Origin of the sequence: Wolbachia endosymbiont (group A) of Anomoia purmunda, from assembly GCF_947251545.1 — a bacterium.
In the GTDB taxonomy this organism is placed as follows: Bacteria; Pseudomonadota; Alphaproteobacteria; order Rickettsiales; family Anaplasmataceae; genus Wolbachia.
This window is the reverse complement of the sequence record NZ_OX366362.1, coordinates 866,188-893,103: the sequence shown is the minus strand read 5'-3', so window position 1 is coordinate 893,103 and position 26,916 is coordinate 866,188. Positions and strand designations below refer to the sequence as shown.

Here is a 26,916-nt window from a genome sequence, read left to right as displayed (position 1 = left end):
TATCCAAATACAAAATTAACTTATAAGAACAGAAATAGTATCCTCTATAGAGGCGCTTTCATACAATAATCTATAGACCGCTTCACATATAGGCATTTTTATCTTTAGCTTTCTTGCTAAATTAAATATGGACTCAGCAGTGTTAAAACCTTCAATCACTGACTTGCCTTCTGACAAAATCTGCTGAACATTAAAGCCATTGTCACTATTACCTATTTTAAACCCAAAAGATAGGTTTCTTGAATTCAAGGATGTGCATGTCATAATTAGGTCACCCAGACATGCTGGCCCAAGTAGTGTATTTATATCCACACTACCGTCACCAACTTTTGCTGAGTATAAAGCCTTAATTTCGCTCATACTTTTCGTAATCAATGCTGCATGAGCATTAAACCCAAGTTTACTACCTAGAACAATCCCACACGCTATAGCAAAAACGTTCTTTAACGCTGCACAAATCTGTACTCCTATAATGTCGTTACTAAACTCCAATTTAGCATTTTCTTGCTGTAGTTCTGATATTAGCTTTGAACCCAATATGTTATTTCGGCATGCAAGAACCATTGAATAGGGCAATTTTTTTGCAACTTCTACAGCAAAGCTAGGACCTGAAAAAATAGCAATAGGATTGTTAGGTAAAACTTCATTTACTATTTCACTAGGTAATTTTAATGTAGACTTTTCTATTCCCTTACAAGCTAAAATTATTGCTACATCTTTTTTCAGATTACAATTATGCAATTGCTGACATACCTCCCTCAGAGACTGAGTGGGAACAGCGAGGATTGTTACTGAAGCATTAATTGTGTCTTCAATAGCCAATTTTACTGACACATTATCAGAAATTCGACAACCGGGTAGCTTGTCACTTTCTCTTTTTCCGTTGATTGATTCAAATGTAGTTTCATTGCGAGTCCACAAAATCACATCTTTCTTACTACCTAATGAAATTGCGATTGCTGTACCCCATGCACCAGCACCTAAAATTGATATTGCCACACAATATTCCTGAAAATATTACTTATACTTTAAAATAGTAGGATAAGTAAATTAAAAATATAACACAGACATATAGAATAGTTAAATATTTATTAACCGAAGTATTCTTTTAATAATAGTAACTTTAATTCAATATTTACTAAAAATATTATTACTATCATGGTATGTCTATTATATTTTAGATCTATTTATATAACTTTGGAACAATATATTTACTATTAATTAATAAGTGTAATTTTGATCATTTGTTAATAAAAATTTGATTTATTACTTTCCTTAGTTATATATATTACTAAAATTATAAATTATTTATGGGGTGTAAAATATGCGTATATTATTAATTGAAGATGATCAAGTAAGTGCAAAGACTGTGGTTAATGCCTTAACTTCTGATGGACACTTCTGTGACGTTGTTACTTCTGCACAAGATTATAACAATAATATGGTTTCCTCAAACGGAGATTACTATGACCTAGTTATTTTAGATATACACTTGCCTGGTGATATTGACGGATATGATATATTGTTAAGACTAAGAAGTGCAAAAATCAAAGTTCCTGTCTTAATACTTTCATGTATATCTGCTGTTAATCACAAAGCTAAAGGACTCGGGTATGGTGCCGATGATTACTTAACCAAACCATTTCATAAAAGTGAGTTATTAGCTCGAATTAAGGCCATAGTGCGTCGTACTAAAGGCCATCCTGAATCGGTGATAAAGATTGGTAATATAAATATCAATTTTGATCACAGGATTGTTGAAGTGAAAGGTAAAACGGTTCACCTTACTAATAAAGAGTATTCTATGATAGAATTGTTAGCATTGCGTAAAGGAACAGTACTAACAAAAGAAATGTTCTTAAATCATCTTTACAATGGCTTGGATGAACCTTCAGATAACAAGATAGTTGATGTTTTTATGTGCAAATTACGTAAGAAACTTGAAAGTGCAAATGATGGAAAAAGTCACATAGAAACCGTTTGGGGCAGAGGGTATGTTCTGAAAGAGTATATTGATGATGATGAATATTCTAATGTTAATGTAGGCGAAAGTAGTGATGGCTATCAAGCACAACAAGTGAAGGACAACGCATGAAATGCCTACACATTTAAATATAGCATGGCTTATATCGCACGTATCATGTGAACGCCTAGGTGAAATATAAGCCGAGTTCTGTTTATGTAGCTATTTATCTGGAGTAAATGTTACCATTTACCGTATGCGATTTACCCGAGTAGATATGAGGAAAACATAAAATCTACTTCTATTTAATCTTGCTCCTAGTGTTGGTTACTCGACTACCAATGTTGCCATTGCCATGGTGTGCTCTTACCACACCTTTTCACCCTTACCTAAAAATATTTTAGGCGGTAATTTTCTGTAGCCCTATAACTGGAGTTACCTCCGGCGGGCATTACCCGTCACTATTTTTCCTTGGAGCCCGGACTTTCCTCTGCTATGTTTATCACACAACAGCAGCTACTTATTTCACCCAGGAATTATACTTTAACATGAAAATCACAAAAGCAAAAGACAATTTCCTAACAGTCTACATATTAAAAACATTTAGACAAATAGCTAAAGGTGATATTCCGGCACATCATCACTATCCCAAGATAAGCTTTTTTCACTTTTAGACTCCGCTTCAGTTAGTCAAGAGCCTGGTCCACCGCTTGAAGACGATGAGCTACTTCTTGATCGACTACTACTTTCTATTAATATACTGTCTAGCACTGTTTCAGATTGATCTATAGTTTGCATAGATATACTGCTATTACTGCTCATTCTGTTACTAGCGATAAAAATTTCTTCATCGCTATCGCCACTTGAAGATGATCGCCTTCTATCATTGAAATCTGTTAGTTCCAACACAGGAGCAGCATTACGACCCTTAACATATTTGTATGCTATGAATCCTACAATTCCAGCAATACTTATTATCGCTCCAACCAAAGACCCCTCTATCACTCCTGCCCTATTAGACCCTATAGCAAGTTGAGTAGGCTGTGGTGAAGAAGTAGGTTGAGGAAGTAAAGTCGTGGTAAATATAGGAGTTGTTGACTCTTTTGTTCTAGTACTTGGTATACTAAATACTGTTTGTATAGTTTTCTCTGAGTTTATTATTGGCACACTAGTTGACGTTGTAGCAACCGTGGTCGCTTGTGAAGTAGTAGTTGTTTTTGCTATTGTTGTTGGCTTCACTGTTACTGTACTTGTTTGAGTCGTTGATTCCGTTGAAGGTTTATTCATTGTAGAAGTAGGTGCAACGGCTTCTGTTGTTGGCTTTACTGTTACTGTACTTGTTTGAGTCGTTGAAGGTTTACTCATTGTAGAAGTAGGTGCAACGGTAGTTGATGCTTTTGTCGTTAATTTGGTAGTCTTCACAGTGTCGGTTTCTGCTGTACTAGCAATTGCAGCAGTCGGCGTTTTCTTAGAAGTCACAACCGTTTCTGTAATAGTTACAGGAGCCACGGTACTACTAGAAATAATATCTGGCGTTAATCGACCGTTAATGATATTAACAAAATCACTGAGAGTTTTGATGCTATTTGCCGGTATTATTGTTACCTTGGAAGGTTTTTCAAATCTTTGATGATTGCAAATTGTGATGTTTCCTTCACTTATTGCAGTTACAATAAAACTGTCTTGACCATTGTCTTTAACGTACAATTGCTTTATAGAATCTTCAAATTCGCAAACAGTAAAGTCCGATTTTGATCCATTCTTAACAAGACTTGTTAAATGTAACGTTTGTTTATTAGGCGAACGGCCTTCTGCAAGAAAAGCAACTAGATCACCACCTTCAACATACTGCAAAAAGCTTATTTCATGTTCTCTAGAAAGAGATAGTGCTTTATTATCTATTTGACCTTTTCCATTACCAAGTAAAAAGCCATTAACTCCCTTTCCATCCCTCAGACCCTGAATCACTTTAGCCATATCGAACTTAAAAACATTTGTTCTTACCTCTTGATTCTCCTTAGTAATCCTTTTGCTCACTTGCGAATAAAGCATCGTGTTTCCATTTAATACCAATTGCCCCGGATTACCAAATTTGAACAACTTTCTTTCTGTAGCACCTTTATTTCCATCCAATGCTTTAAATTTTCCGTTTTTGCCTAACTTTAAATACCAAGAAACTAAAGCTTGATCATTTAAATTATGAGCGATTACAATTACATCACCATTATTGACTTTCACTGCTTTTGGTTGAAAGTAACTATTGCCTTCATTTGCAGGACTATCATTATTAATATTCTTTTGTAATTTTCTTTTATCTAAATGTTCAACTGAAGGAGTATTAACTGATTGTTTAATTCCGTAAGTGTGAAAAGATAAGCCTTTAACGTATTTTTCTCCTTCTTTGCCAATTCCCTCTTCAGGAAAGACAATTCCAACTTTATCTATTTTAGCTGAATCTTCTATTAATGTGAGAGACAATTGATCTTTGAATTCATTTGCTACGCTGATATTTGTACCCCATTCGTATGTTTTTGATTGATATAATGGACTAATAAGTAATTTTACTTTACTGCTCCCATTACCATTATCTTGATAGCTGAGTCCATAAGCGACTCCATCTCCTTCAATCAACCCTACATTTGCTGGGTTAAAACCTATCGCTTCTTTAACTTCCGGTGTATTTGAGTTGATCCCGAGCAATCTTTTTAATATAAACATAATTTTATTTAAAATATTAATAAAATGCTATTATGATTATTCCTGTGTGTTAATGTCAATGAAAATTTTAACTAAAATTAAAAAATTAATATAATGTTTTATACTAAAAGGTAAATATAAGCTTGAAGAGGGCTAAGAAGCTTTGTAGATGAGGAGAGAATAAAGTACCTCAAACTATATAATCTATCCTAAAGGCAAAATTTGCTATGCATTGTACAGATTCCGCTAACAGGTAGCGGAATCTTAAGTTTTGGCTAATGTGGTTACTTTTCTTTACCACTAGACAAGGCTTCTGCTTTCAGCTCATCCATAATTGTTTGAATTTCAGGAAGCTCCTTATGTTTTTCATGATTTGATACATATTCTTCCTTTTTGTTGGAGGCTTTATATTCATGTTCTTGATAAAGTGAGTATAGAAATCCAGCTCCAAAGATAACAATTGCTGCAAGTGCCATGTATTCAAGTGGTTTTTGCACTTTTTCTCTTAGATCGAAATATCGAGATAGCAGAATGAGAGCACAAGATCCTATTACTACTGCACCAGAACCAATTTTGTTGTACATGAAATATTTTTCATTGTAACTTTGTTCGTAATTTCTGTAAATAGTTGTGGCATGCTTTTGAAGATCTCCTTTACCTAGTGATGTGAGAAAATTTTTAAATTTCTCTTCACCAGTTTCCTGTATCCATAAGTTTAATTGTTTACTCATAGTTTAACCTTATATTAATAAATATAGTTTATTATACACAACATTTATAATAAATGCCAAGAATGGTATATTTATAAATAATATACTATAATTTCTTAAGCATTTTTTTTAAAGTAGTTAGCTGTAGCTAAAATAATTGAGATTTACTAAAACAAACTTATGAAACAATTGAAGCTAGCGCATGACCAGATTTTGTTTAACTGGACCCTATAGCCAAGCCAAAAGAATTTATAAGTTGGGCAGTATGGGTAGCATGATACTGCAAAACGCTATTTCTCAAAAAACCAACAATTGCAATCATTGGTTCTACAGGTATAATCTGTTAAAGTTTACACGAGTCTCATGAATGATAGAAAAAGAAGAGCAGTTTAGTTTTACATCAGAAAACCTCAAGAAAGCAGGAAAGTTTATAGAGATGTATCCTAAAGGCAGAGAAGGAAGCGCTGTCATGCCTTTACTATATCTGGTTCAAGAGCAATGCGGATGGGTTTCTGAATCTGCTATGCGTTATGTTGCTGATATGCTGCATATTCCACATATTCGTGTATATGAAGTGGCAAATTTTTACACCATGTATAATTTAAAACCAGTAGGCAAATATCTAATACAAATTTGTAGAACAACTCCTTGCTGGTTGTGCAATAGTGAAGAAGTTTTAAATACCTTTAAAAAAAAACTTGGAATCAATATCGGTGAGACTACTAAAGATAATTTGTTCACTTTAAAAGAAGTTGAATGCCTAGGTGCATGCGTTAATGCTCCCGTTGTGCAGATCAATAATGACTTCTATGAAAATCTTACTCCTGAGAAAGTAGAAAACATCATAACAGAACTTTCAGGCAAATAGATGAAAGAAGAATTTTCATTCAAGATAATCAAGCAATCAGGTTCTGCAAGAGTTGGAACAATTAAAACTCCAAATGGAAGCGTAGAAACCCCCGCTTTTATATTCTGCGCAACAAAAGCTGCAATTAAAGCTGCAGATATTGAAAGAATAAGTGAAGCTGGTACCCAAATCATACTTTCCAACACCTATCACCTAATGCTTCAACCAGGAGAGAATACTGTTGCAAAACTTGGTGGTTTGCACAAGATGATGGGATGGAATGGGCCAATGCTAACTGACTCAGGTGGATATCAGATATTTAGCTTAGGCCACGGATCAGTTTCGGAAGAGATAAAAGGAATAAGAAAAAAACAAAAAACTTTGATCAAAATTAATGAGGATGGGGCAATTTTCCGTTCTTACATTAATGGTAAAATTTATTGCTTAACTCCTGAAAAATCTGTACAAATTCAACAGAAATTAGGTGCAGATTTAATCCTAGTTTTAGATGAATGCACTCCATTTCACGTAAGCAAAGAATACACAGCAAAATCAATGCTCATGATCCACAGATGGGCTGAACGTTCTTTAAATGAATTTGAAAAAAACAATAATGGCAAGCAGGCACTGTATGGAATTGGTCAAGGCGGAATATATCACGATCTGCGTAGAGAAAGTTGTGATTTTATCAACGATTTGCCATTTTTCGGTCAAGCAATAGGTGGATCACTTGGTCAAAGTAAAGAGCAGATGTACGATGTAGTTTCTTTCACTATGGACCACTTGAAAAAAGACAGGCCTACTCATTTGCTTGGTATCGGTGGGATTGTGGACATCTTTCATGGAGTAAGTCTTGGAATTGACACGTTTGATTGTGTGCATCCAACTCGTTTGGCAAGGCATGGTGGTGCGCTTATTAAAGTAAAAAATAGAGATTCTATTTCTTCAAAGTGCAAAGAGCATATCAATTTGCGAAATCAACAATTTGAGTTGGATGATAACCCAATTGAAAGTGACTGTTTATGTTTTACCTGCAGAAAGCATTCAAGAGCTTATATACACCATTTACTGAAAGCTAAAGAGCTCCTGGCTTACACGCTCGTTACCATTCATAATATTTTCTTTATGAATAAGTTAATGGAATCAATAAGGCAGGCTATATTAGATGATAGGCTAGATCAGGAGAAAAATAATTGGATTAGTGAGATACCATCATACTTTGACCTTGTCTCTTCTTAAGTCTTCTCCCCACGTTGTTAGCTTTTTCTTCTTATTATCTTTCTATTAACTTAGAAGTACTATAGTAAATAATTAATCTACTAATGTTAGCCTTTATCCATTATTTGTAAAAATTTGGAGGCAAAGGTATGGTTATAAAAAATAATGCCCTGTTAATATTTGACTTTGATAATAGACTTCTTTCAAAATTCATGTAGGGAGCTCAAAATTGTGAATTGCAGCAATCAAATTAAACCTTAAACCAAAACGTTTTCGTCGGTTTCTATACCTGTCCGAGATGATTTTAAACCTTTTCAATTACGTTTTCAACAATTGCCCTTTGGCTCATAAGTGCCCTGTTCTCTTTTTTTTGTTCTTTGCTTAACGGATTCTTTTTCGTTTTCCTGTGCGGTAATACAACATTTTTGTGTATCTTCTGCATTCCCCTGTAGCCGGCATCAGCTAAGATTTTAGTTTGCGGCAATACTGCTACCTTTGATTCTCTAAACATCCGTGTTTTCTACCATTCGAGAAAGATGTGCATATGACTTTTCTACTCTTCTTCTCTGTTACTATTTGTGTTTTTATAGTATGCCTTTTTTTCTTTCCAGAGTAGAAGGGCTTTTGCTTTTTTTTGGTCTCTCTACTGGCGTTTCAGTTCCGTCTATTACTAAAACTTCATATTCTACATCACTCTTTAATAGCTCTTTTTTTCCTGGTAATGCAAAATCTGGATGTTTTATTAATATGTCTTCTACCCATCTTATTATTTTAAAACTGTTACTTTCACTCATGCCATAGCTTTGCCCAATATGAAAATATGTACGATATTCTCTTATATATTCCAGTGCCATAAGTAGCCTGTCTTCTATGCAAAGTTTACTTTTTCTTCCACTTCTAGCTTTTTTTCTTTTATCCTCCACTTCTAGAATTTCTACCATTCGCTCAAATGTTGCTTTTTTTACCCCTGTTAAACGTCGAAACTTTTCTCCTTCTAACTTTTCTATTTCCTTATATTTCATGCTTTCAAATACTTCATCTTACACTCCCTCTAACAATTTTGAAAGAAGTCTAATGTGAACTCATTAAGTTCCACTCTCAAAGCAAGCTTTTTCTAAAGCAAGATATAAATACAGGTTTTAAAGAATTTAAGCATCCAAACGGCCTATCAAGATGAGTCTGAGCTGGAGAGGCTATAGACTTATTGCAGCAGATGGCTCTGGTATTCGATTACCGAGCTCTGAGGAAATTGTATCCGAGTTTGGCCGTTTTAAACCAAATGGAACAACAGGCAAAATGCCACCATTGGCAATTTGTTTATTGATTTGTGTACTTCATTGATTTGCAGTGCTTGTCTTGCAGCTTGGGAACAAACGTTGGCGGAAGAGCAATTACCCGAAGTTATCACTCAAATGCGTTCATTAAATCAAGGGAAATTATTATTTATCTATGATCGTCTTCAGTAAAATTCATTCAGCAGCATTATGATTTGGAAGTAGATTTTATTTTTCGCTTGCAAAAAAGAAATTATAGCAAGCTATGGGAACGCTGGCGAATTAGATTTTGATTTTATATTAGAAAATGAAAAGCTAAAAAATAAAATGAAAGGACAGAAAGTAAGAGTTATTACTCCGCCAACAATGTCGCAAAAAACATAAAACTAGAGAAAACTATTTCTCGAAAACTTCTGTGTCCAAAAACAAGAGTTCCATTTATTTATAGCGCTAATAATCAATTAACCATCAGCTTCAATGAATGATATGAACATATTATTTCAAGGAAAGATAATGGGAAATAAGAGATTAGCTATACGGATTAGTTGTAGCTATGAGCCTAACCGGTCGGCAGAAAAGTATTTATCAGATGCTTATGAAAAGTCAGCATCAAAGGGAGAAAGTCAAAAAAACTTAAAGGATAAAAATGGGATTCAAGGAGGATCAAATGGTAACAGTGAGTTTATATGCAAGGGTTTCTTCAGGAAAACAAGCACAAGAAAATACAATAGCAAGTCAAGTTGCAGCTTTAGAGAAGCAAATTGGTATGCAAATTATTGAGTGAGTATAAATTTATTGATAACGGCTACAGTGTTGGTTCGTCCTGATCTAGAAAAATTACGTAATAAAGTAACAGAAGGTAAAATTGGTAGATTCACTCTCCTGATCGTTTATCTAGAAAATATGCATATCAAATGGTATTACTTGAAGAATTTGAGAAAGCAGGAGCAGAAGCGGTTTTTTTAAATTATGAGATTAACGATAATCCAGAATCTCAATTGCTGTTACAAATGCAAGGTATGATAGCAGAATATGAACGAGCAAAAATTATGGAACGAAGTCGTCGTGGAAAGATTTATGCAGCTAATAAAGGTTGTGTAAGCGTAATGGGAGGAGCTCCTTATGGCTATCGTTATATAGATAAACATATGGGAGGAGGACAAGCTTTATTTGAGATTAACGAAGAAGAAGCTGATATTGTTCGCAAAGTATTTTTGTGGGTAAGCAGGGAAAGAGCAAGTATTGGGGAAGTATGCCGTCGGCTAAATACTATGTCTATTATAACACGAACAGGAAAAAAGTGCTGGGATAGGAGTGTAATTTGGGGTATGTTAAAAAACCCTGCTTACAAAGGACAGGCAGCTTTTGGTAAAACAAAAGTAGGTACAACATATAAGACCACAAAAACATTCTTGTGAACAACCGAAAGATAATTACTCTACTTATTCTGTTGAAAAAGCAAATTGGATTTATGTTGAAGTGCCAAATATAGTGGACGAAGATGTGTTTGATATAGTTCAAGAACAATTAGCTGAGAATAGAAAAATAGCAAGGACAAGAGAAAGAGGAGCAAAGTATTTACTACAAGGTTTAATCGTATGTAAGTGTTGTCGTTATGCATATTACGGAAGTTCTGTAAGAAATAAGCGAGGAAAAAAAGTTGATCATTATGCATATTATCGTTGTATTGGTAGAGATTCTTACCGTTTTGGTGGTAATAAGATTTGTGATAATAAACACATTCGTACAGATGCATTAGAAATAGCTGTGTGGGAAGAGGTTAAGCATTTATTAAAAAATCCAAATAGGGTTTTAGAAGAATACAAGCGTAGACTTTCAGAGCTTAAAAAATCATCATGGGATCAAAAAAGCGATTTACTAGAGAAACAAGAAAGTAAATTAAAACGAGGTATTGCTAGACTTATTGATAGTTATGCTCAAGAATATATTAATCAAGAAGAATTTGAACCACGAATTAAAGCAATGAAACAAAACTTAAAAACAATTGAAGAGGAGAAAAAAAGGATATTTGATCAAAAGAAATTAAAACAGGAATTAACCCTGGTTGTAACCAATTTAGAAGACTTTTCTTCTAATATTGCATTGAACCTTGATAACGCAGACTGGCTAACCAAACGTGATACTATCAGAACGTTAGTCAAGAGAATTGAAATTAATCTTGAGGATGTAAATGTGGTATTTCGCGTAAAAGAGCTACCAAACTCTTCTGGACATAATGGAGAAGAAAAGAAAAATTTGCGACATTGTTGGCGGAGTAATTTCTCCAATTCTAGCTAACTTTACCTTAGATGGTCTTGAAAAGTTATTAGAAAGTCGCTTTGGTAAACTCGGCAGTAGAAGAAGAAACAAAATCAGAAGTGGAGTGAACGTAATCAGATACGCAGACGACTTTATTATTTCAGGTTTCACACATGAAGTACTGGAAAATGAAGTTAAGCCTATGGTATCATCCTTTCTTCGTGAAAGAGGTCTAGCTCTGTCAGAAGAAAAGACAAAGATTACATTTATTACAAAAGGGTTCGACTTTCTTGGCTGTAATGTGCGTAGATATAGTAAGAAATTATTTATTACACCTTCGAAGGAAAGTATTAAGAGATTTCTTAAAAAAGCGCGTGCATTAATAAAAGCAAATATAGGCAGTACACAAGCTGTAGTAATTAAATCAATCAATTCTTTATTAAGAGGATGGGGAAACTATTACCATCATGTGTGTGCCAAAAAAGCATTCAGCAAGATCGACAATGAAATTTGGCATAGCTTATGGAAATCGGCAAAGAAAAGACATCCCCGTAAAGGATTACGTTGGATAAAAAATCGTTACTTTAAAGTAATGAATCATCGTCAATGGGTCTTTGCCACTTCTGTATGCAAGAACAAACCAAAGGGAATAAGGTTTATGAGCTTACTCAAACTAAGCGACATTCCTATTAGACGTCATGTTAAAATCATGGCGGACGCAAATCCACTTGACTTAAAATGGAAAAAGTATTTTGATGAGAGAGTGGCAAAAACAAAAATGTTAACAAGCTCCTTCTCAAGAGAAGGTTCTCTACTGTTGGTGTCACCACTAAAAGTGTTGTTTTCCGAGGAATCATGAAAGACAAGCCGGTTCAAGAAAAGAAGAACTTAGATAAGGGGCTCAAGCGTAGTGTGGGGAAACCCGCATGCTGCGTTTCTAAGGGAGGGAGTAGTAGTAATACCACTTCCTTACCTAACCTGGACTTTTTACGTTTGCATAATGTAACCAAAGTTGGTCTTGAGGCAACTGGTGGATACGAAAAATTATGTGCCTATACTTTACTAAGCAATGGTTTTGAGGTGTACGTCATTCAACCTAGATGGGTTAGAGACTATGCTAAAAGCCTTGGTATTACTACAAAAACTGATAAAATAGACTGCAGTATCATTTCACGTTATATCAACTAATACAGATATGCGTGTTACTCCTTTAACAGTTGATAATGGTAATATTGATTGCTTGAAATTGATTGCTTGAAACAAAAATTATCTCGTAGAAACCAACTTGTAGAAATAGCAAAAATACAAAAAACCCAAATCCAACAGGTAACTGATACATCTATAATCAAACAAATAGAGGAGCTTCTCGCGATTTTACGTAATCAAATTAAAACTTTAGAAGATGAAATGATTACATTTATCGATCAAAATCAAGAGCTTAAAAGAAAATATATATCAATAACTAGTATACCAGGTGTAAGTAAAGTTACGGCCATCACTTTAATTTGCTATTTGCCCGAACTTGGAACCCTTCAAGAAAAGCAAATATCTAGCCTTGCAGGACTTGCACCTTTTAATCGAGACAGTGGTTTCAGTAAAGGAAAGAGACGTATTCAGGGCGGTAGATCACAAGTTAGGAGGGAGTGTTAAATAAACCATACGCGTCAAGTTAAGAAGCAAGGGTAAGAAAATTCAATGAACTTAAGGTGGATACTCTAGTTTTTCTATATCTATCTTTCACAGAAAATTGTGACCAGTCTGTGGTAAGTTTTTTCAGGAAAATTCTCAAATTATTAATTTTACTGCTTAACGCTAAAAACAACTCCCTAATCCTTCTTTTTAATTCAATGAATGCCTTTGTTAAACTCAGCTCTGTATTCTCTTTCAGTTTTATACAACCAACTATTCCATGAAATATAAGAATTGCGCACAATTTAGCGTATAGTTCACATAATACTCTGTATGGTTTTCCTTTAAGTTCGTCAAGCCTGATGTGACTCTTATACAATTTAAATAATAATTCAATCTGCCATCTTACCCTGTAAACTGTTAATACTTGTTCAGCGCTGATTTTACTCTCTGGAACGTTAGTTATGAATATCGACCAATCCAGCAATTTTTGATTCTTTTGAGAAGATGTATATCCATGTGATTTTGCTAACTTATTAGCCCTTCTTCTTCTAATTATAGACTGTTCTTCAGTTAATTTTTGACATATAATTCTCACTTTAATTTTTACTTCTTTTCCTAATAGCACTTCCATCTCTAGAAGGGATTGACCTTCTAAACATTCCAACAACTCTATTTTTTGATTTGTTTCTATATCATATATATTGGTATCAGACTTATAACGACTAACAAAATATGCACCTGCTTCATCAATCTGTTTAAAAGAACTAGGCACAAAGTAGCACAAATCAAATATTAGCAAATCATTGGCTGATAAACCGTTCAGATAATCCCTATAACCTTGATCCGACCTTATTCCTTCTATTAAATTTAACTTATCTAGCGCTTGGTTCAGGTAATCAAAGACTAACTGCAGCTTTATTCCTGATTTGGTATTACTCTCACAATCTCTATAGCTACTCCCATATCCTTTGTACATATCTTCCATGCTACTGGGCAGGCTAATATAGCTACTATCCAATAGCTTAATGCTTCTAAATTGCTTCAAAATTCTGCAATCAACCTGTAAGCTGTTTTTAAATAAAACTAAAGATTCATTATACATTCTTTTCATAAATTCCACTGCTTCTTCAGTAAATCTAAAATCCAAACCCTGTTTTGTAATTTCTATCGAGTCTCCATTTAGCAATTGGCACATTGTTTCTATGCTACAATCACCAACTCCTATGTTACCAAAAACCATAGCTTTTATGAATGATGAGCCATTAAGTTTTCTCTTTCTTTTTATAAAACCTACTGCAATTGATATTTCGTCTGCTTTTTCATTAAAGAATTCATTGAGGTCTTTTGATAAGCAAGCTATTCTGTCCATTGTAAGTTCTCTCATTCACATATCCAAGAGAACTTATACCTTATTCTTTTCCTTCACTCTATCAATTTTACTTACACTTTTCCTTAACTTGACGCGTATGGTTTATTTAACACTCCCAGTTAGGACGGTTTTACACATGTGTATTCTCAGTGCACAAAAAGTTAATTCCTATATCAAACCTTTCTTTACTAGATTATATAGTCAATATAAAAAGCCATATAAAATTGCTTCCACTGCTGCCATGAGAAAATTACTTATCCTTGCTAACTCTTTAGTAAGAGACGGTGACTGTTTACTGAGGAATATAGTCCTAAGACTGCTTCTATATAGTAATAGCGTAGCTGTGAATAAGTACGCCCACACAAATTTTAAGTACTTATTCACAGCTACATCAATTTTTCTATTGACTTTTAACACAACTGCTGAACAGATACATCTGGGTAGCTATATATTCTTTCTGGCATCTTTCAGTCACTTTGCTTTGCAGCAAGTCTATTGGAGTTTTTAAAGAATAGAAGAATAGTTAAGTATATTAATACGCTTTTTCTAGTACTCTGCTTTTCTTCTTAAATGCATTGATCTTTTTTCTACCGTATTTAGTCTTTAACGTACTTGGCCTTTTAAAGACTTTTTTGCTGTTACGTTTTTTAAATTGCGCACTACAATCAAAATTTAGCTCTCCTTCTTTGTCTGCCAGTGCAGGCAGTCTTCTCTTATCTTGAGGTGTAACAAAAGATAGCGCATACCCTTCAGCTCCAGCGCGTGCAGTTCTACCTATACGATGAATATAGTCAGCTTGCGATTGTGGTGCATCATAATTGATAACATGTTGAATGTGGGGAATATCAAGGCCGCGAGAAGCAACATCTGTTGCAACCATGATTTGATTACGGCCACGACGAAAAGAATTAATGACCCTTTCGCGCTTGTGCTGCCTTAAATCACCATGAATTGCTAAAGCGCTATAGTCATCTTTGTGCAATCTGTTAGCTAGCTGATCCGCTCCTCGCTTTGTTTTGACAAAGATAATGATTGATCCTTCGCGCTGACATAGTTGTGTAACAAGCTTTTCATATTTTTCTGATTCTGATGCATAAACAATTTCTTGCTTAATTTTTACAGAAGTTGTAGCCTCACAATCAACAGAAATACGTTCTGGTCGATTAAGATACTTCTCAGCAAGTTTTACTATATCTCCAGGAAGAGTTGCAGAAAACATAAGAGTTTGCCTTATTTTAGGCAAATGCTTCATAATTTCTTCAATCTGAACTCCAAAGCCCATATCAAACATACGATCCGTTTCATCAAGCACAAGAACGCTAACATTGCGAGTAATCAAAGTTTTACGCTCAATATGGTCTATAATACGACCAGGAGTACCTATTACAATTTGTGGTTTTTTCTGAAGCTGATTTAGCTGCCTAAAAATAGGCTCACCACCAATCAACAAAGCGACCCTTAGTGCAGAATTTTGAGATAAGAGTTTTCTTATCTCATTTGTTACCTGATGCGCAAGCTCTCTGGTTGGCACGATGACTAAAGCTGAACCAGTGTTAGGCTCATTCAGCAACTTAGCAACCAACGGAATAGCAAATGCCAAAGTTTTTCCAGTCCCCGTTTGAGCAGATCCGAGAATATCTTTACCTTGTAGCGCTAAGGGAATCGCTTGTATTTGAATCGGAGTTGGGACGAAAAGATTATTTTTATCTATAGCTTGTGTAAGCGAAGCTGGGAGACCCATCTCATGAAAATTATTCACAATACGTTAATCCTATTAAAAGACTTCATAATAGATTAATCTTCCAATCTTAAATTTATTGCAGATTTTTTATCTTCTCCGTTTCTACCGCGCTCCTCTTTAACCTCATAACTCACCCTTTCTCCTTTCATTCCCTTCTCTTTATTCTCTCCTTTAAGTGCCTCAGGTCTTATTCCCGAACGTTCCAATGTGCTAATATGTACAAAAACGTCACCCCCTTTACCTTCTGGCTTGATGAAACCATAGCCTTTTTCGGCATTAAACCATTTTACATTACCAAATTCCATTTAAACAACTCCTAAATTATTAACTAACATTACTAATGTGATGAAAAACTTTGAAATTACGATTGAGAATGCTTTAAGCTTAGCTATTGAAACTAAACCTTTATACTCCATAGTCTATTCTTAACATTACATGACAATAATACGCAATTGTTGTACTTAATGCAAATAAATTTTTTAATCGTTAAGCGAACCTGCAACCGTCATTTCGCTAACTTTAATCGTTGATGAATTAAACTGCCCACAAAAAGTTAGATCATCTGCAACGACTAAATTGCTAAACATATCCTTTAAATTGCTAGCAATGGTAATCTTATGTATTGGATATATTATTTTTCCATTTTCTATAAAAAATCCGGAAGCGCGTTGGCTGTAATCGCCATTGATTAAATTAACACCAAAACCAAATAAATCAGTTATATATATTCCCTCTTTCACTTCCTGAATTAATTCTTCAAACGATACATTACCATTCTCAATGTAGAGGTTACTAGCTGCAGGAATAACTGCAGCATTACTTGCACGAGTTGCACTTCCGGTTGTTTCTGAGTCTAATTTTCTAGCCGAGTATAAGTCTAAAATCCAATTTTGTAATATTCCGTTTTTTACAAATATATTTTTCTTGCTAGTTATCCCCTCTCCATCAAATGGTCTTGATGCTATGCCTCTTAGCAACAATGGATCATCGATAATGTTAATTCTATCATTGAAAATCTGAGCGTTTAAACTACCCCTTAAGAAAGAACTGTTGCTTATAATACTGCTCCCATTTATAGCAGAAGCAAAGCTTTTTACTAGCCCTTTTGCTGCTCTTTTTTCAAAAATAACTGGAAATTTACCAGTTTTAATTGTACGTGAATTCAATTGATCAACTGCTCTTTTTGCTGCTTCTTTTCCTATTAACTCTGGCAACTTTAAATCACTAAAATTACATGCTATATCATAATCGTAACCAACCTTCATTTCACTTTCTCTTCCAGCAACAACAGAGACCTGATTAGCAAAGGTTGATTTACTAAACGAGCCAATAAAACCAGAAATAGTCGATAATACTGTATTCACTAAAGCGTATGAAGAAGAGGCTCCTTCAGAATTAGTGATACTCTTATGTGCAAGGGCTGAATTTTCTGCAGCTTCAGCAATTTCTTTTAGGTTATCAACGGTTACAACATTATTATCTGAGATACTTAAATCTGCAGAAGAGATATAATTACTACCATTTACAGCAAAATTAATGCAAGGATCTTCTGGCGCATTCTTTGCCATTTCTACCACTTGGCTCACCGTATCACTAAGATTATTCAAATCGTTTGTAGAAATATACGCAGCTTTATTTTTACCTGCTATAGCTCTGATTCCTACAGTGCAATTTTTAGATTGTGATATTTGCTCAATTTTTGATAGACGCTGAGAAACTGAAGTCTTATTAGTTTCATATATTGTCACTTCCGCGTCTTGATTCTGCTTTTTTATTAATTTAGTGATATCTGCTGCAATATTTAATATATTCATTTTCTATTCCTTAGATTTTTATAAAGACTCTGCACCACTGATAACTTCAATTAAATCAGTTGTAATTGCTGCTTGACGAGAACGATTATAAAGCAATGCTAGTTTGTTCAGCATCTCTTTAGTGTTTCTGTTTGCTGATTCCATAGCAACCATTCTAGCACTATTCTCACTTGTTGCACTTTCAAGCAAAGCAGAGTAAAGAGCAATTACAACGTAATCTTGAACCAAAGATTTTAAAATAAATTCAATATTTTGTGGTTCATACTCATAGCCGTAATCTGTTGTTGGACCAGCCAGAGAGCTATCAATCAAGGATGAGTCTTTACTCCATGGTTTTATTGTTTCCAACATTGGTTTTTGCGTGAAGGTATTATAGAATTTACTATAAAAAACTTTAACTTTATCGTATTTACTTAAATCTATACCATCAACCAAAGCTTCTACGTGCTTTAACGTGATTCCCTTACTATTTTCAATTTTTAAGATACTTTTAGAGTCAAATCTATTTTTACCTACATCAAAAGCTTTTTTACCAAGAAATACAATGTCTACTTTTTTGCCATTTGCGATTGACTTATTTACACGCTCTTGACTAAATTTGACAATAGAAGAGTTAAAGTTGCCGCACAAGCCACGATCAGATGCAACAATGAATACTAGGTAAGAACCGTCGTTACTGACATTTAGAATTTTTGCCAGTAATTCTTGATCAACTGATAGCATTAATGAAGAAATAATGTTATGCAGCTTAGATACATATAATTTTGAATTTAATAACTTCTTTTGGCTTTGTAACAACTTTGCTGCAGAAACCATTTGCATTATTTTCGTGGTTTTCTGTACAGACTTAATATTCTTAATTCTTAAGGATAATTCCTTTAAGCTCTTCATTTTGTATACAACCCTGATTTATTAAAATATATAATTGTTAGTGTCTAAAAGCAAGTTTTTTTGATATTAGAACCAAGTCTAACTAAAAAACTTGCAGGTTTATTATTTTGAAATAAGGGTTATGTTAAGAGATCTACTCCAAAAATTGTTCAATAGAGGTCTTTGATGGTGATTTTCCATATATTATTATCATCACACTTTGTGGAGCCTTATAATATATAATAAACACAATTAAAACTATTGCAATTTGAACATTTATGATCCCATTGCTTTAGTTCTCTGTTACAATTTTTACACTTCCAGCCTGGATCAGGCAAAGCTTCTGAGCCCATCTTGTTTAGCCAATAAATTACCTTGTCGTGTTCTTGCAATGTAACCTTGAGTTGTATTACAATAAAGTAGATTGACATGTAATTAGCTTTTTTCATAGCAGTGTCTAAATATTGACTTGCAAGATCATATTTACCTGAACTCATTGAGGACAAAGCAAGTAAACAGTAACTAAAATAATAATCAGGGCGTAAGTTGTATAGTCTTTCAGCACCTTTACTATTTAAATTGATGTACATTTTAGCTGACTGAGGAGTAGGATTTACTGTATACTCTGCCTCTAGCACTGCAGAAGCTTTTCTGATTTTTCCAAGTTTAATATATAATTCTGCCTTTAAATAATTGATGGGCTGAAAAATTGCACTATAACGTTGTGCTCTAAATAAAGACTTTATAGCCTCCTTAAAATTTCCTTTACTTTCATATTGCTTTGCTAAAGCGCAATAAAACACTGCAAACATTTCTTTATGATCAAAGGGAAGAAAAATATTGAACTTAACTGCTTCCTTCAACCTCAAAATTGCATTAATCCAATCTTCTTTCAATATGCAATGCTCTATTTGAAAGGGAATAGATAGCATTTTATCGTTAATTGAACTAGAGCAATATTCTATAAATTTTTGAAAGACTACTTTTTCTTGTTTGAGATGAACGATCAGCTTATTGGCCAGAAGTAGAGCTAAGTTACGATTTTTATTTGCAACGTTTGTTAAACCGTTACTGAAAAAGCTGTAATTTCCCGTCTTACCTGAGTTAAAGAGCTTTATTAAAGACAACCTATCGCTCTTCTCATTTAGACTTTTAACTACCTTTTGGGCGTTCTCTATATTGTCTAAGTCTATGCTAAAGAAAGCTTCAAAGAGAAGCAATTCTTCCCTATCCCTTCTTCTATTTCTTATGTTGGCAAATGTTGATGAAATGGAAGAAAAAAAGCGTGCAAGTGCAATTAACAAAAATAATAAAACTACACAAGTAAAAATAATGAAATATAGATCAATACTTATAATGTAATTGCCTAATTCTAATTTTATTACTTCACCACTTACCTTGACCCATATGCCAAATAAAAACGAAAGAGCGAAAATTATAAAATAAATCATGAGATATATTGTAATAAGTGATGATATATTGTTGAAATATTCTTAGAAGCTACAATAAGATCATTCAATTTATTCAGCCATGGTTTGAACTCTGAATGCGTTAAATCTTTTACTGTAGTAGCTATACTTTGCCAATCATTATCGTTTATTGACTCCTCAATTTCTGCAAACTTTACTCTTAATGGATCATTCCGGTCGTCTACCTTTATCCAGTTTGAAATGATTTTTTTATACAATGTACTTTTGTTGTAATCGATAATATCAATAGTTTTTTCAAAAGATAACTTCAATTCGTGTAAGGTATTTATCTCTTTCAAATTTTCTAATTCATCTACTGCATTTTCTATCTTTGGATCGTCAAGCTCTGATATCAAAGGCTTTATTGAATTTATATGGTTATCAAATTTTGCTTCTCGCAATAACGAATTCTTCATTTTAACCACAAGTAATAGCAATTTTGCAAGGTTCTTACATCTTGAGTTATTATCACCTTGCTCACATTGAGTATGCTGACTTCTCTTTAAGTCAAATATCTTTTTTTCTACCCTGGATTGATTAACTTCAAGCAACATTTTCAATTCATCTATGTTTTCCGTCAAAACTTTTATATTATCATCGCTTTCCTGCTGATTTATTTTCAAAAATACTATGTTATTTATTGTAATATAACTGGCAAACAATAATATAATTAAAAACCAACCTATGTACTTTTGCTGAGTATCATTCATAACGTAGTATCTCCGCAGGATCTTGTGCAGCTGCCTGCAATGCAGGAGCAATTGTCGCTAAAAATGATAAGAATAATGCAAGTACAGAAATGTTCACTACATCTTGAGGAACTAATATCATTGGCAAACTTGAAAAAAAGTATATCATAGGATCAAACAGCTTGACGTTAGTAATGTTTTCTAAAAACACTCTAATATTTTCGATATTGAGAGAAAAGACGACACCTATAATACAGCCAAGACAAGTTCCTGTAAAACCGATTAATAGACCACAAGCACAAAATATGCGCATAATGCTTCCACTTGTTGCACCAAATGTACGCATAATTGCAATCGCGGATTTCTTTTCTTGCACTATCATCATTAAATTTGAGATAATATTAAACGCTGCTACAACTATAATCAAAGTAAGAATTAAAAACATCACATTTCTTTCAGTTTTTAAAGCACTAAAATAATGGCTTTGCTGTGATTGCCAACTTTCAGCTTCCATTCCTATTTCTTTTTCTATAGCATCTGCCAGCTTATCAGCTTTAGTAACGTTGTCTACAAGTACTTCTATATTTTTTATGCTATTTTCATAATTAAAAAAGGCTTGTGCTGATTTTAGAGGCATATATATCAAGGTATTATCATACTCAAACATACCCATATCAAATATTGCTATAACTTTATATTTTTTCATTCGCAGCATTTCACCAAGTAATGCATCAAATTCTTCAGATGATATAAACGTAATTTCGTCGCCATAGTCAACGTTCAAAGCTTCTGCTAAGCGTGCTCCTATTATTATCCCTCCATCAAATTTTTTTACATCACCTATAATTACATTATTTGTAACGGCAGTACTATCAAGCAAGTCTTTAGTTGACACACCTCGCACTACGCTACCTGCAATTTTACCATTTGCTACAATAATAACTTGATCATTGGTCATAGGAGTAGCTTTTAATATACCAGGAATTCTCTCAATAGATTTTGAAACTGCGTAGTAATCTGAATTTATGTTCCTATCAAAATAAACATTAATATGGCCATCAATGCCAAGTATTGAGTCAAGCAACTTTGCTCTGAATCCGTTCATCACAGACATCACCACTATTAGTGTTGCAACTCCAAGGGCAATGCCGATAATAGAGAACAAAGTCATTATAGAGCAAAATCTGGCATTTTTCGCTCGCAAATAGCAAGCAGCCATAGTAATTTCAAACGCAATGGACATTACAAAATATTTTGAGGTTAAACATTATATTTTTGAAACTTCGTATAATTGTAGACTTTTCTTTATTTGAAAACTAGAGATTTTTGCTTCCTTAAATTTAGCAGACTTATAGAATATATTCAATACCTGTAGGGTCGAGAACTGGCGCGCCTCCTTTAGGGTTTGGTGGTTATTCCATCGCTTTCGTTGTGGACCTCAATCCAAAATTCCCATATTTACGTTTCCAGCTCCCGCCTCGTCAAACGCAGCATGCAGTTTTCCCGCACTACGCTTTCCTAGCAGATTCTTACCAAAGTTTATAACATATTGTACTGGTTGTGCTTTCGGTTCATAGTATCGTATTCTATAGTCTGAATACAGACCAAGTTTTCCTATCCATTCCTTACTCCACCTCTTCCAGCCAAATCCTTTCCGCATTTTTCTAGATCTCATTAAGTTGCGTCTTATTTTCTTGTTTACCCAGTCTTTTACGTAGTTGAAGCTTCGACTTGAGTTTCCAATCCTAAAGTAGTTTATCCACCATACGCGTCAAGTTAAGGAAAAGTGTAAGTAAAATTGATAGAGTGAAGGAAAAGAATAAGGTATAAGTTCTCTTGGATATGTGAATGAGAGAACTTACAATGGACAGAATAGCTTGCTTATCAAAAGACCTCAATGAATTCTTTAATGAAAAAGCAGACGAAATATCAATTGCAGTAGGTTTTATAAAAAGAAAGAGAAAACTTAATGGCTCATCATTCATAAAAGCTATGGTTTTTGGTAACATAGGAGTTGGTGATTGTAGCATAGAAACAATGTGCCAATTGCTAAATGGAGACTCGATAGAAATTACAAAACAGGGTTTGGATTTTAGATTTACTGAAGAAGCAGTGGAATTTATGAAAAGAATGTATAATGAATCTTTAGTTTTATTTAAAAACAGCTTACAGGTTGATTGCAGAATTTTGAAGCAATTTAGAAGCATTAAGCTATTGGATAGTAGCTATATTAGCCTGCCCAGTAGCATGGAAGATATGTACAAAGGATATGGGAGTAGCTATAGAGATTGTGAGAGTAATACCAAATCAGGAATAAAGCTGCAGTTAGTCTTTGATTACCTGAACCAAGCGCTAGATAAGTTAAATTTAATAGAAGGAATAAGGTCGGATCAAGGTTATAGGGATTATCTGAACGGTTTATCAGCCAATGATTTGCTAATATTTGATTTGTGCTACTTTGTGCCTAGTTCTTTTAAACAGATTGATGAAGCAGGTGCATATTTTGTTAGTCGTTATAAGTCTGATACCAATATATATGATATAGAAACAAATCAAAAAATAGAGTTGTTGGAATGTTTAGAAGGTCAATCCCTTCTAGAGATGGAAGTGCTATTAGGAAAAGAAGTAAAAATTAAAGTGAGAATTATATGTCAAAAATTAACTGAAGAACAGTCTATAATTAGAAGAAGAAGGGCTAATAAGTTAGCAAAATCACATGGATATACATCTTCTCAAAAGAATCAAAAATTGCTGGATTGGTCGATATTCATAACTAACGTTCCAGAGAGTAAAATCAGCGCTGAACAAGTATTAACAGTTTACAGGGTAAGATGGCAGATTGAATTATTATTTAAATTGTATAAGAGTCACATCAGGCTTGACGAACTTAAAGGAAAACCATACAGAGTATTATGTGAACTATACGCTAAATTGTGCGCAATTCTTATATTTCATGGAATAGTTGGTTGTATAAAACTGAAAGAGAATACAGAGCTGAGTTTAACAAAGGCATTCATTGAATTAAAAAGAAGGATTAGGGAGTTGTTTTTAGCGTTAAGCAGTAAAATTAATAATTTGAGAATTTTCCTGAAAAAACTTACCACAGACTGGTCACAATTTTCTGTGAAAGATAGATATAGAAAAACTAGAGTATCCACCTTAAGTTCATTGAATTTTCTTACCCTTGCTTCTTAACTTGACGCGTATGCTCCTGGTAGACAATGTTCATACAGCTATGTGTCAGCTACTCGGATGACACCCTGTGTTTGCTGGCTATAATTGCTAAGGATTTTTATTTAATTTAACCGCATCTTTTGCCTTATCCAATAACCCATTAATAAAGCCAATTTCGCTTGGTTTATCAAGTAAATCAGATGCAATGTTAGTATATTCATTAATGACAACTGGAACTGGCGTATCGCAATTAATCAACTCACATATTGCAACACGCAAAATAGATAAGCTTATAAGATTTAACCGTGAAAGGGACCAGCTTGGGTGTAAGTAAGACTCTATTATTTTATCATATTCTTCACTGCTTTTTATAACCTTATATAACAAGTTTTCTAAGAATTGATGTTCAAATTCTTCACATTCAAATATATCTCTCAACTTACTTATGTAGTCCTTAAGCTCACAATTTTCCAGTTTAAAAGTGCTTTTGTTGTAACCTACGAAAATATTTGAATAAGCAATTTGTACAGCAAGAAATCTTGCCGTGCTTCTTTTTATGCGCCACTTTTTATCTACTGGTTTTTCCTCCATTATTTTAATTTATTGTGTAAATCTATCATATGCAAAACAGTTGAGGCTGCATGACCACCAACGTTCTTTTTGTTTTTGTCAGCTCTAACTAGTGCTTTATCTTTGCTGTCAGCGGTAATTACGCCCATACCAAGGGGCATTGCATAATGCATAACAACTGCATTTAAGCCTTCAATTACTCCTTTACAAACATATTGATAATGATCAGTTTCACCGCGAATCACGCACCCAAGAGCTAAATAACCGTCATAATTAGCATTCTTGCTTTTGACTGCAAAAAGAATTGTAGCTGGTATCTCAAATGCACCAGGAACTTCAATTATGTCATAGCTTGCATAACTTTCTTTTAATCTATCGACTGCACCTTCAAGCAAAAGGTTTGCTATTTCAGCATAATAAATTGAATTAACTATTAGTATTTTCGACATTCACTACCACTTTTTTCGTTAAAAACAACTTTATTAATGATTGTTGAATTAAAGTTATAATATTACTAAATATCCAATATATTACCAGGCCAGCAGGAAAAGAAGAAAAAATAAAGACAGAAATGTAAGGTAAAAACTTCATAACATTTACTTGAATATCATCTTTACTGGTTTCACTTAGCTTCTGCTGGATTATCATAGTAATACCAAAAACTATAGGCAAAATGCCTATAGAAATAGGGAAATTGTAATTAAACAACCCAAATAATGTAAAAATGTTCGTTGGATCAGGAGCTGAAAGATCTTTAATCCATAAACAAAAAGAAGCGTGTCTCATCTCTATAGTAACAAATAATACTTTATATAAAGCAAAAAATACCGGTATTTGTATTAGCATAGGAAGAATGCTTGACATTGGATTTACATTATTTTTCTTGTATAATGCAATGATTTCTTTATGCTGCTTTAAACTATCATTTTTATATAGTTCTTTTATACGAGTTACTTCAGGCTGCAGGCTTTTTACCTTAAACATCGAAATATATGATCTAGTAGATAAGGGAAGCATCAAAAGTTTGATTACTAAAGTCAGCAATAATATTGCTAAGCCAAAATTCTTTAAAACGAAGTTAAAGTATTCAAGCAGTAAAAACACTGGTTTAGTTATAAAGTAAAGAACACCAAAATCTACAGCTTTATCAAATAAAGGTATATTGAGAGTATCCTTATAAGAATCCAGTAAATTCAACTTTTTTGCTCCAGCAAAAAAATAATTCACATTAGAAACGCTTGCACCAGGAAGTATGCTCTTGTAAGGTTTGACAAAATCTACTTGGAATTTATCAGTATTATTAACGTTTGTGTGTTTAATGCTTACATTTATTTTATCGGATTTCTCAGGTATGATGGCTGTAAGCCAGTATTTATCAGCAAAACCAAACCAATTTTTTTCACTCGTGCTTGCTTTTATTAAATGTTTTTTGGAAATATCGTTATATGTCCACTCCTCTAGTTTATTATCAAATGCACCCAGTACTCCTTCATGGGATATCCAATAAGATTCGTTGATATTGTCACGTTTACGGTTAATTTTACCATAAGGAACCAAAATTACATTATCTTTTGTATTGTTTTCAATAATTTGCTCAACTTTAAACATGTAGTTATCGTCAAGGCTAATTTTCATTTTAAACACAATGCCATTCTCATTGTCCCAAAATAAATTAACTACTTTTTGATTAGTCAGTTCAGCCCTATCAGCTTGCCAGACTGTCTTAGAATCTGGAACTTTAATCTTTTTATTCGGATCGAGCCACCCAAATTCTGCGAAATATACATCTTTTGATTCTGCAGGTGACAGTAACACCACTTGTGGAGAAGAAGAACTCGGTTCTAAGTGGTAATTAGTTAAAATTAAGTCATCAAACCTTGCACCTTTCAGAGAAATTGATCCTTTAATCATGTTATTGGTTAAACTAACCCTCTGTTCTCGAGTAGAATTAATAATTTCAGAACGATTTTGGTATATTATAGGAGCAAGGTCGTTAAAAGATTCGATATGTTCAATATTTTCAATCAATGGCTGGTTTTGGTTTGTACTAAAAAAATTATCATAAATAATACGCCAAGACACCATGATCAACATGGAAAGGATAGCTGCCAAAATTAAACTTTTTGCTTCTGACATGAAATTAAATCAAACATATCTTCTTAAAGTGTATACTAAATATTGTACTAAAACAATGAAATTTACTTATTTTTAATAATAACTTTTAACGCTAATCTTAAAAATTTATTGTAATGGCTTCAAATTTTAACGATAAACTGCTCTTTTTAACCCAAGTAGCTGACACTGGTTCTTTTTTTCTAGATTCCAGTGTCACGTGCACAATTGTACAAACGTTTGTTTTCGAAGACAGTGTGTTAAATGTTATAGCCGGTTTTACCTCAAGTACAAAGGTGTCATCCCAGTGCTTGACACTGGGATCCAGCAAAATTGATTGTGCACTATACAACATTTTCGATGAAATTATCAGAAAACTGGATTCCAGTGTCAAGCACTGGAATGACACCACCTGCCACCTGCAAATTGCAATGTTCGTACAGTTGTGCGTCACGCGCTGGAATGACATCAGGAAGTGCGTTGTTAACTTTTTGCTCAAATAATGATT

24 protein-coding genes, 1 other RNA gene and 5 pseudogenes are annotated in these 26,916 nt (G+C 33.7%); 12 read left to right on the top strand and 18 right to left on the bottom strand.

Annotated features, from left to right (window positions below; all coding sequences use genetic code 11):
* Positions 1-15: 15 nt before the first annotated feature.
* Positions 16-999 (bottom strand): NAD(P)H-dependent glycerol-3-phosphate dehydrogenase, encoded by a 984-nt coding sequence (locus OPR57_RS04680; protein WP_265035980.1) that lies wholly within the window; start codon positions 997-999, stop codon positions 16-18.
* A 325-nt stretch (positions 1,000-1,324) separates the two neighbouring features.
* Between OPR57_RS04680 and OPR57_RS04675 the strand changes: the two genes are divergently transcribed.
* Positions 1,325-2,095, top strand: a complete 771-nt coding sequence (locus OPR57_RS04675; RefSeq protein WP_265035978.1) for a response regulator transcription factor — start codon at positions 1,325-1,327, stop codon at positions 2,093-2,095.
* A 52-nt stretch (positions 2,096-2,147) separates the two neighbouring features.
* On the opposite strand, the gene rnpB is transcribed toward OPR57_RS04675, so the two are convergent.
* The 3 genes from rnpB to OPR57_RS04660 all read right to left on the bottom strand — a co-directional run bounded on the left by rnpB (position 2,148) and on the right by OPR57_RS04660 (position 5,391).
* Positions 2,148-2,495, bottom strand: an RNA gene (gene rnpB / locus OPR57_RS04670) — RNase P RNA component class A.
* 158 nt (positions 2,496-2,653) lie between these two features.
* Entirely contained in the window at positions 2,654-4,681 is a 2,028-nt protein-coding gene (locus OPR57_RS04665; RefSeq protein WP_265035976.1) for a hypothetical protein, read from the bottom strand.
* Between the two features lie 263 nt (positions 4,682-4,944).
* On the bottom strand, positions 4,945-5,391 hold the full coding sequence (locus OPR57_RS04660) for a hypothetical protein (RefSeq protein WP_265035974.1): 447 nt from the start codon (positions 5,389-5,391) through the stop codon (positions 4,945-4,947).
* 346 nt (positions 5,392-5,737) lie between these two features.
* Here OPR57_RS04660 and nuoE point away from each other — a divergent pair, with 346 nt between their 5' ends.
* Positions 5,738-6,238 (top strand): NADH-quinone oxidoreductase subunit NuoE, encoded by a 501-nt coding sequence (nuoE, locus tag OPR57_RS04655; protein ID WP_010962799.1) that lies wholly within the window; start codon positions 5,738-5,740, stop codon positions 6,236-6,238.
* Positions 6,239-7,456: a tRNA guanosine(34) transglycosylase Tgt gene (gene tgt, locus OPR57_RS04650; RefSeq protein WP_265035972.1), complete on the top strand. Its 1,218-nt coding sequence runs from the start codon at positions 6,239-6,241 to the stop codon at positions 7,454-7,456.
* 189 nt (positions 7,457-7,645) lie between these two features.
* Here the strand turns inward: tgt and OPR57_RS04645 are convergent.
* Positions 7,646-8,457, bottom strand: a pseudogene (locus OPR57_RS04645) (IS5 family transposase).
* 67 nt (positions 8,458-8,524) lie between these two features.
* Between OPR57_RS04645 and OPR57_RS04640 the strand changes: the two are divergent.
* The 6 genes and pseudogenes from OPR57_RS04640 to OPR57_RS07855 form a co-directional block, all read left to right on the top strand.
* Positions 8,525-9,063, top strand: a pseudogene (locus OPR57_RS04640) (transposase); the annotation flags it as partial.
* 132 nt (positions 9,064-9,195) lie between these two features.
* Positions 9,196-9,489 carry a hypothetical protein gene (locus tag OPR57_RS04635; protein ID WP_265035970.1) on the top strand — a complete coding sequence of 98 codons (294 nt, stop codon included), beginning with the start codon at positions 9,196-9,198 and terminating at the stop codon, positions 9,487-9,489.
* Between the two features lie 134 nt (positions 9,490-9,623).
* The gene (locus OPR57_RS04630) at positions 9,624-10,127 is read left to right on the top strand and encodes a recombinase family protein (protein WP_265035968.1); all 504 of its coding nucleotides are present in this window, start codon (positions 9,624-9,626) and stop codon (positions 10,125-10,127) included.
* Between the two features lie 61 nt (positions 10,128-10,188).
* Positions 10,189-11,007 (top strand): recombinase zinc ribbon domain-containing protein, encoded by an 819-nt coding sequence (locus OPR57_RS04625; RefSeq protein WP_265035966.1) that lies wholly within the window; start codon positions 10,189-10,191, stop codon positions 11,005-11,007.
* Positions 10,946-11,827, top strand: a complete 882-nt coding sequence (locus tag OPR57_RS04620; RefSeq protein ID WP_265035964.1) for a group II intron maturase-specific domain-containing protein — start codon at positions 10,946-10,948, stop codon at positions 11,825-11,827. Before OPR57_RS04625 ends, OPR57_RS04620 begins: the two co-directional genes overlap by 62 nt.
* Positions 11,824-12,618, top strand: a pseudogene (locus OPR57_RS07855) (IS110 family transposase). Before OPR57_RS04620 ends, OPR57_RS07855 begins: the two are co-directional and overlap by 4 nt.
* A gap of 19 nt (positions 12,619-12,637) precedes the next feature.
* On the opposite strand, the gene OPR57_RS04600 reads toward OPR57_RS07855, so the two are convergent.
* On the bottom strand, positions 12,638-13,969 hold the full coding sequence (locus OPR57_RS04600) for an IS4 family transposase (protein ID WP_406831669.1): 1,332 nt from the start codon (positions 13,967-13,969) through the stop codon (positions 12,638-12,640).
* Between the two features lie 118 nt (positions 13,970-14,087).
* On the opposite strand from OPR57_RS04600, the pseudogene OPR57_RS08165 reads away from it, so the two are divergent.
* A pseudogene (locus OPR57_RS08165) lies at positions 14,088-14,299 on the top strand (IS110 family transposase); the annotation flags it as partial.
* Between the two features lie 202 nt (positions 14,300-14,501).
* On the opposite strand, the gene OPR57_RS04595 reads toward OPR57_RS08165, so the two are convergent.
* From OPR57_RS04595 to OPR57_RS04555, 9 genes and pseudogenes are all read right to left on the bottom strand, one after another.
* Positions 14,502-15,728: a DEAD/DEAH box helicase gene (locus tag OPR57_RS04595; RefSeq protein WP_265035960.1), complete on the bottom strand. Its 1,227-nt coding sequence runs from the start codon at positions 15,726-15,728 to the stop codon at positions 14,502-14,504.
* Between the two features lie 35 nt (positions 15,729-15,763).
* The gene (locus OPR57_RS04590) at positions 15,764-16,015 is read right to left on the bottom strand and encodes a cold-shock protein (RefSeq protein WP_265035958.1); all 252 of its coding nucleotides are present in this window, start codon (positions 16,013-16,015) and stop codon (positions 15,764-15,766) included.
* 174 nt (positions 16,016-16,189) lie between these two features.
* Positions 16,190-17,524: a TldD/PmbA family protein gene (locus OPR57_RS04585; RefSeq protein ID WP_265035956.1), complete on the bottom strand. Its 1,335-nt coding sequence runs from the start codon at positions 17,522-17,524 to the stop codon at positions 16,190-16,192.
* 18 nt (positions 17,525-17,542) lie between these two features.
* Positions 17,543-18,415 (bottom strand): ATP synthase F1 subunit gamma, encoded by an 873-nt coding sequence (gene atpG / locus OPR57_RS04580; RefSeq protein ID WP_265035954.1) that lies wholly within the window; start codon positions 18,413-18,415, stop codon positions 17,543-17,545.
* A 209-nt stretch (positions 18,416-18,624) separates the two neighbouring features.
* On the bottom strand, positions 18,625-19,845 hold the full coding sequence (locus tag OPR57_RS04575; RefSeq protein WP_265035952.1) for a heme biosynthesis protein HemY: 1,221 nt from the start codon (positions 19,843-19,845) through the stop codon (positions 18,625-18,627).
* The gene (locus OPR57_RS04570) at positions 19,842-20,573 is read right to left on the bottom strand and encodes a hypothetical protein (protein ID WP_320157484.1); all 732 of its coding nucleotides are present in this window, start codon (positions 20,571-20,573) and stop codon (positions 19,842-19,844) included. Before OPR57_RS04570 ends, OPR57_RS04575 begins: the two co-directional genes overlap by 4 nt.
* Positions 20,566-21,795 carry a lipoprotein-releasing ABC transporter permease subunit gene (locus OPR57_RS04565; RefSeq protein ID WP_265035948.1) on the bottom strand — a complete coding sequence of 410 codons (1,230 nt, stop codon included), beginning with the start codon at positions 21,793-21,795 and terminating at the stop codon, positions 20,566-20,568. The genes OPR57_RS04570 and OPR57_RS04565 overlap by 8 nt, the downstream gene beginning before the upstream one ends.
* Before the next feature lie 195 nt (positions 21,796-21,990).
* Entirely contained in the window at positions 21,991-22,227 is a 237-nt protein-coding gene (locus OPR57_RS04560; protein ID WP_265035945.1) for a hypothetical protein, read from the bottom strand.
* Positions 22,228-22,242: 15 nt separating this feature from the next.
* Positions 22,243-22,296: pseudogene (locus OPR57_RS04555) on the bottom strand (hypothetical protein); the annotation flags it as partial.
* Between the two features lie 119 nt (positions 22,297-22,415).
* On the opposite strand from OPR57_RS04555, the gene OPR57_RS04550 reads away from it, so the two are divergent.
* Positions 22,416-23,747 carry an IS4 family transposase gene (locus OPR57_RS04550; protein WP_406831669.1) on the top strand — a complete coding sequence of 444 codons (1,332 nt, stop codon included), beginning with the start codon at positions 22,416-22,418 and terminating at the stop codon, positions 23,745-23,747.
* Between the two features lie 87 nt (positions 23,748-23,834).
* Here OPR57_RS04550 and nusB read toward each other — a convergent pair whose 3' ends face one another.
* The 3 genes from nusB to yidC are packed head-to-tail and all read right to left on the bottom strand — an operon-like array spanning position 23,835 to position 26,432.
* Entirely contained in the window at positions 23,835-24,317 is a 483-nt protein-coding gene (gene nusB / locus OPR57_RS04545; RefSeq protein WP_264703851.1) for a transcription antitermination factor NusB, read from the bottom strand.
* The gene (locus OPR57_RS04540; protein WP_265035940.1) at positions 24,317-24,745 is read right to left on the bottom strand and encodes a 6,7-dimethyl-8-ribityllumazine synthase; all 429 of its coding nucleotides are present in this window, start codon (positions 24,743-24,745) and stop codon (positions 24,317-24,319) included. Before OPR57_RS04540 ends, nusB begins: the two co-directional genes overlap by 1 nt.
* Positions 24,723-26,432: a membrane protein insertase YidC gene (yidC, locus tag OPR57_RS04535; protein WP_265035938.1), complete on the bottom strand. Its 1,710-nt coding sequence runs from the start codon at positions 26,430-26,432 to the stop codon at positions 24,723-24,725. Before yidC ends, OPR57_RS04540 begins: the two co-directional genes overlap by 23 nt.
* A 113-nt stretch (positions 26,433-26,545) precedes the next feature.
* On the opposite strand from yidC, the gene OPR57_RS08065 reads away from it, so the two are divergent.
* The gene (locus OPR57_RS08065; RefSeq protein WP_410541010.1) at positions 26,546-26,911 is read left to right on the top strand and encodes a hypothetical protein; all 366 of its coding nucleotides are present in this window, start codon (positions 26,546-26,548) and stop codon (positions 26,909-26,911) included.
* Positions 26,912-26,916 lie beyond the last annotated feature (5 nt).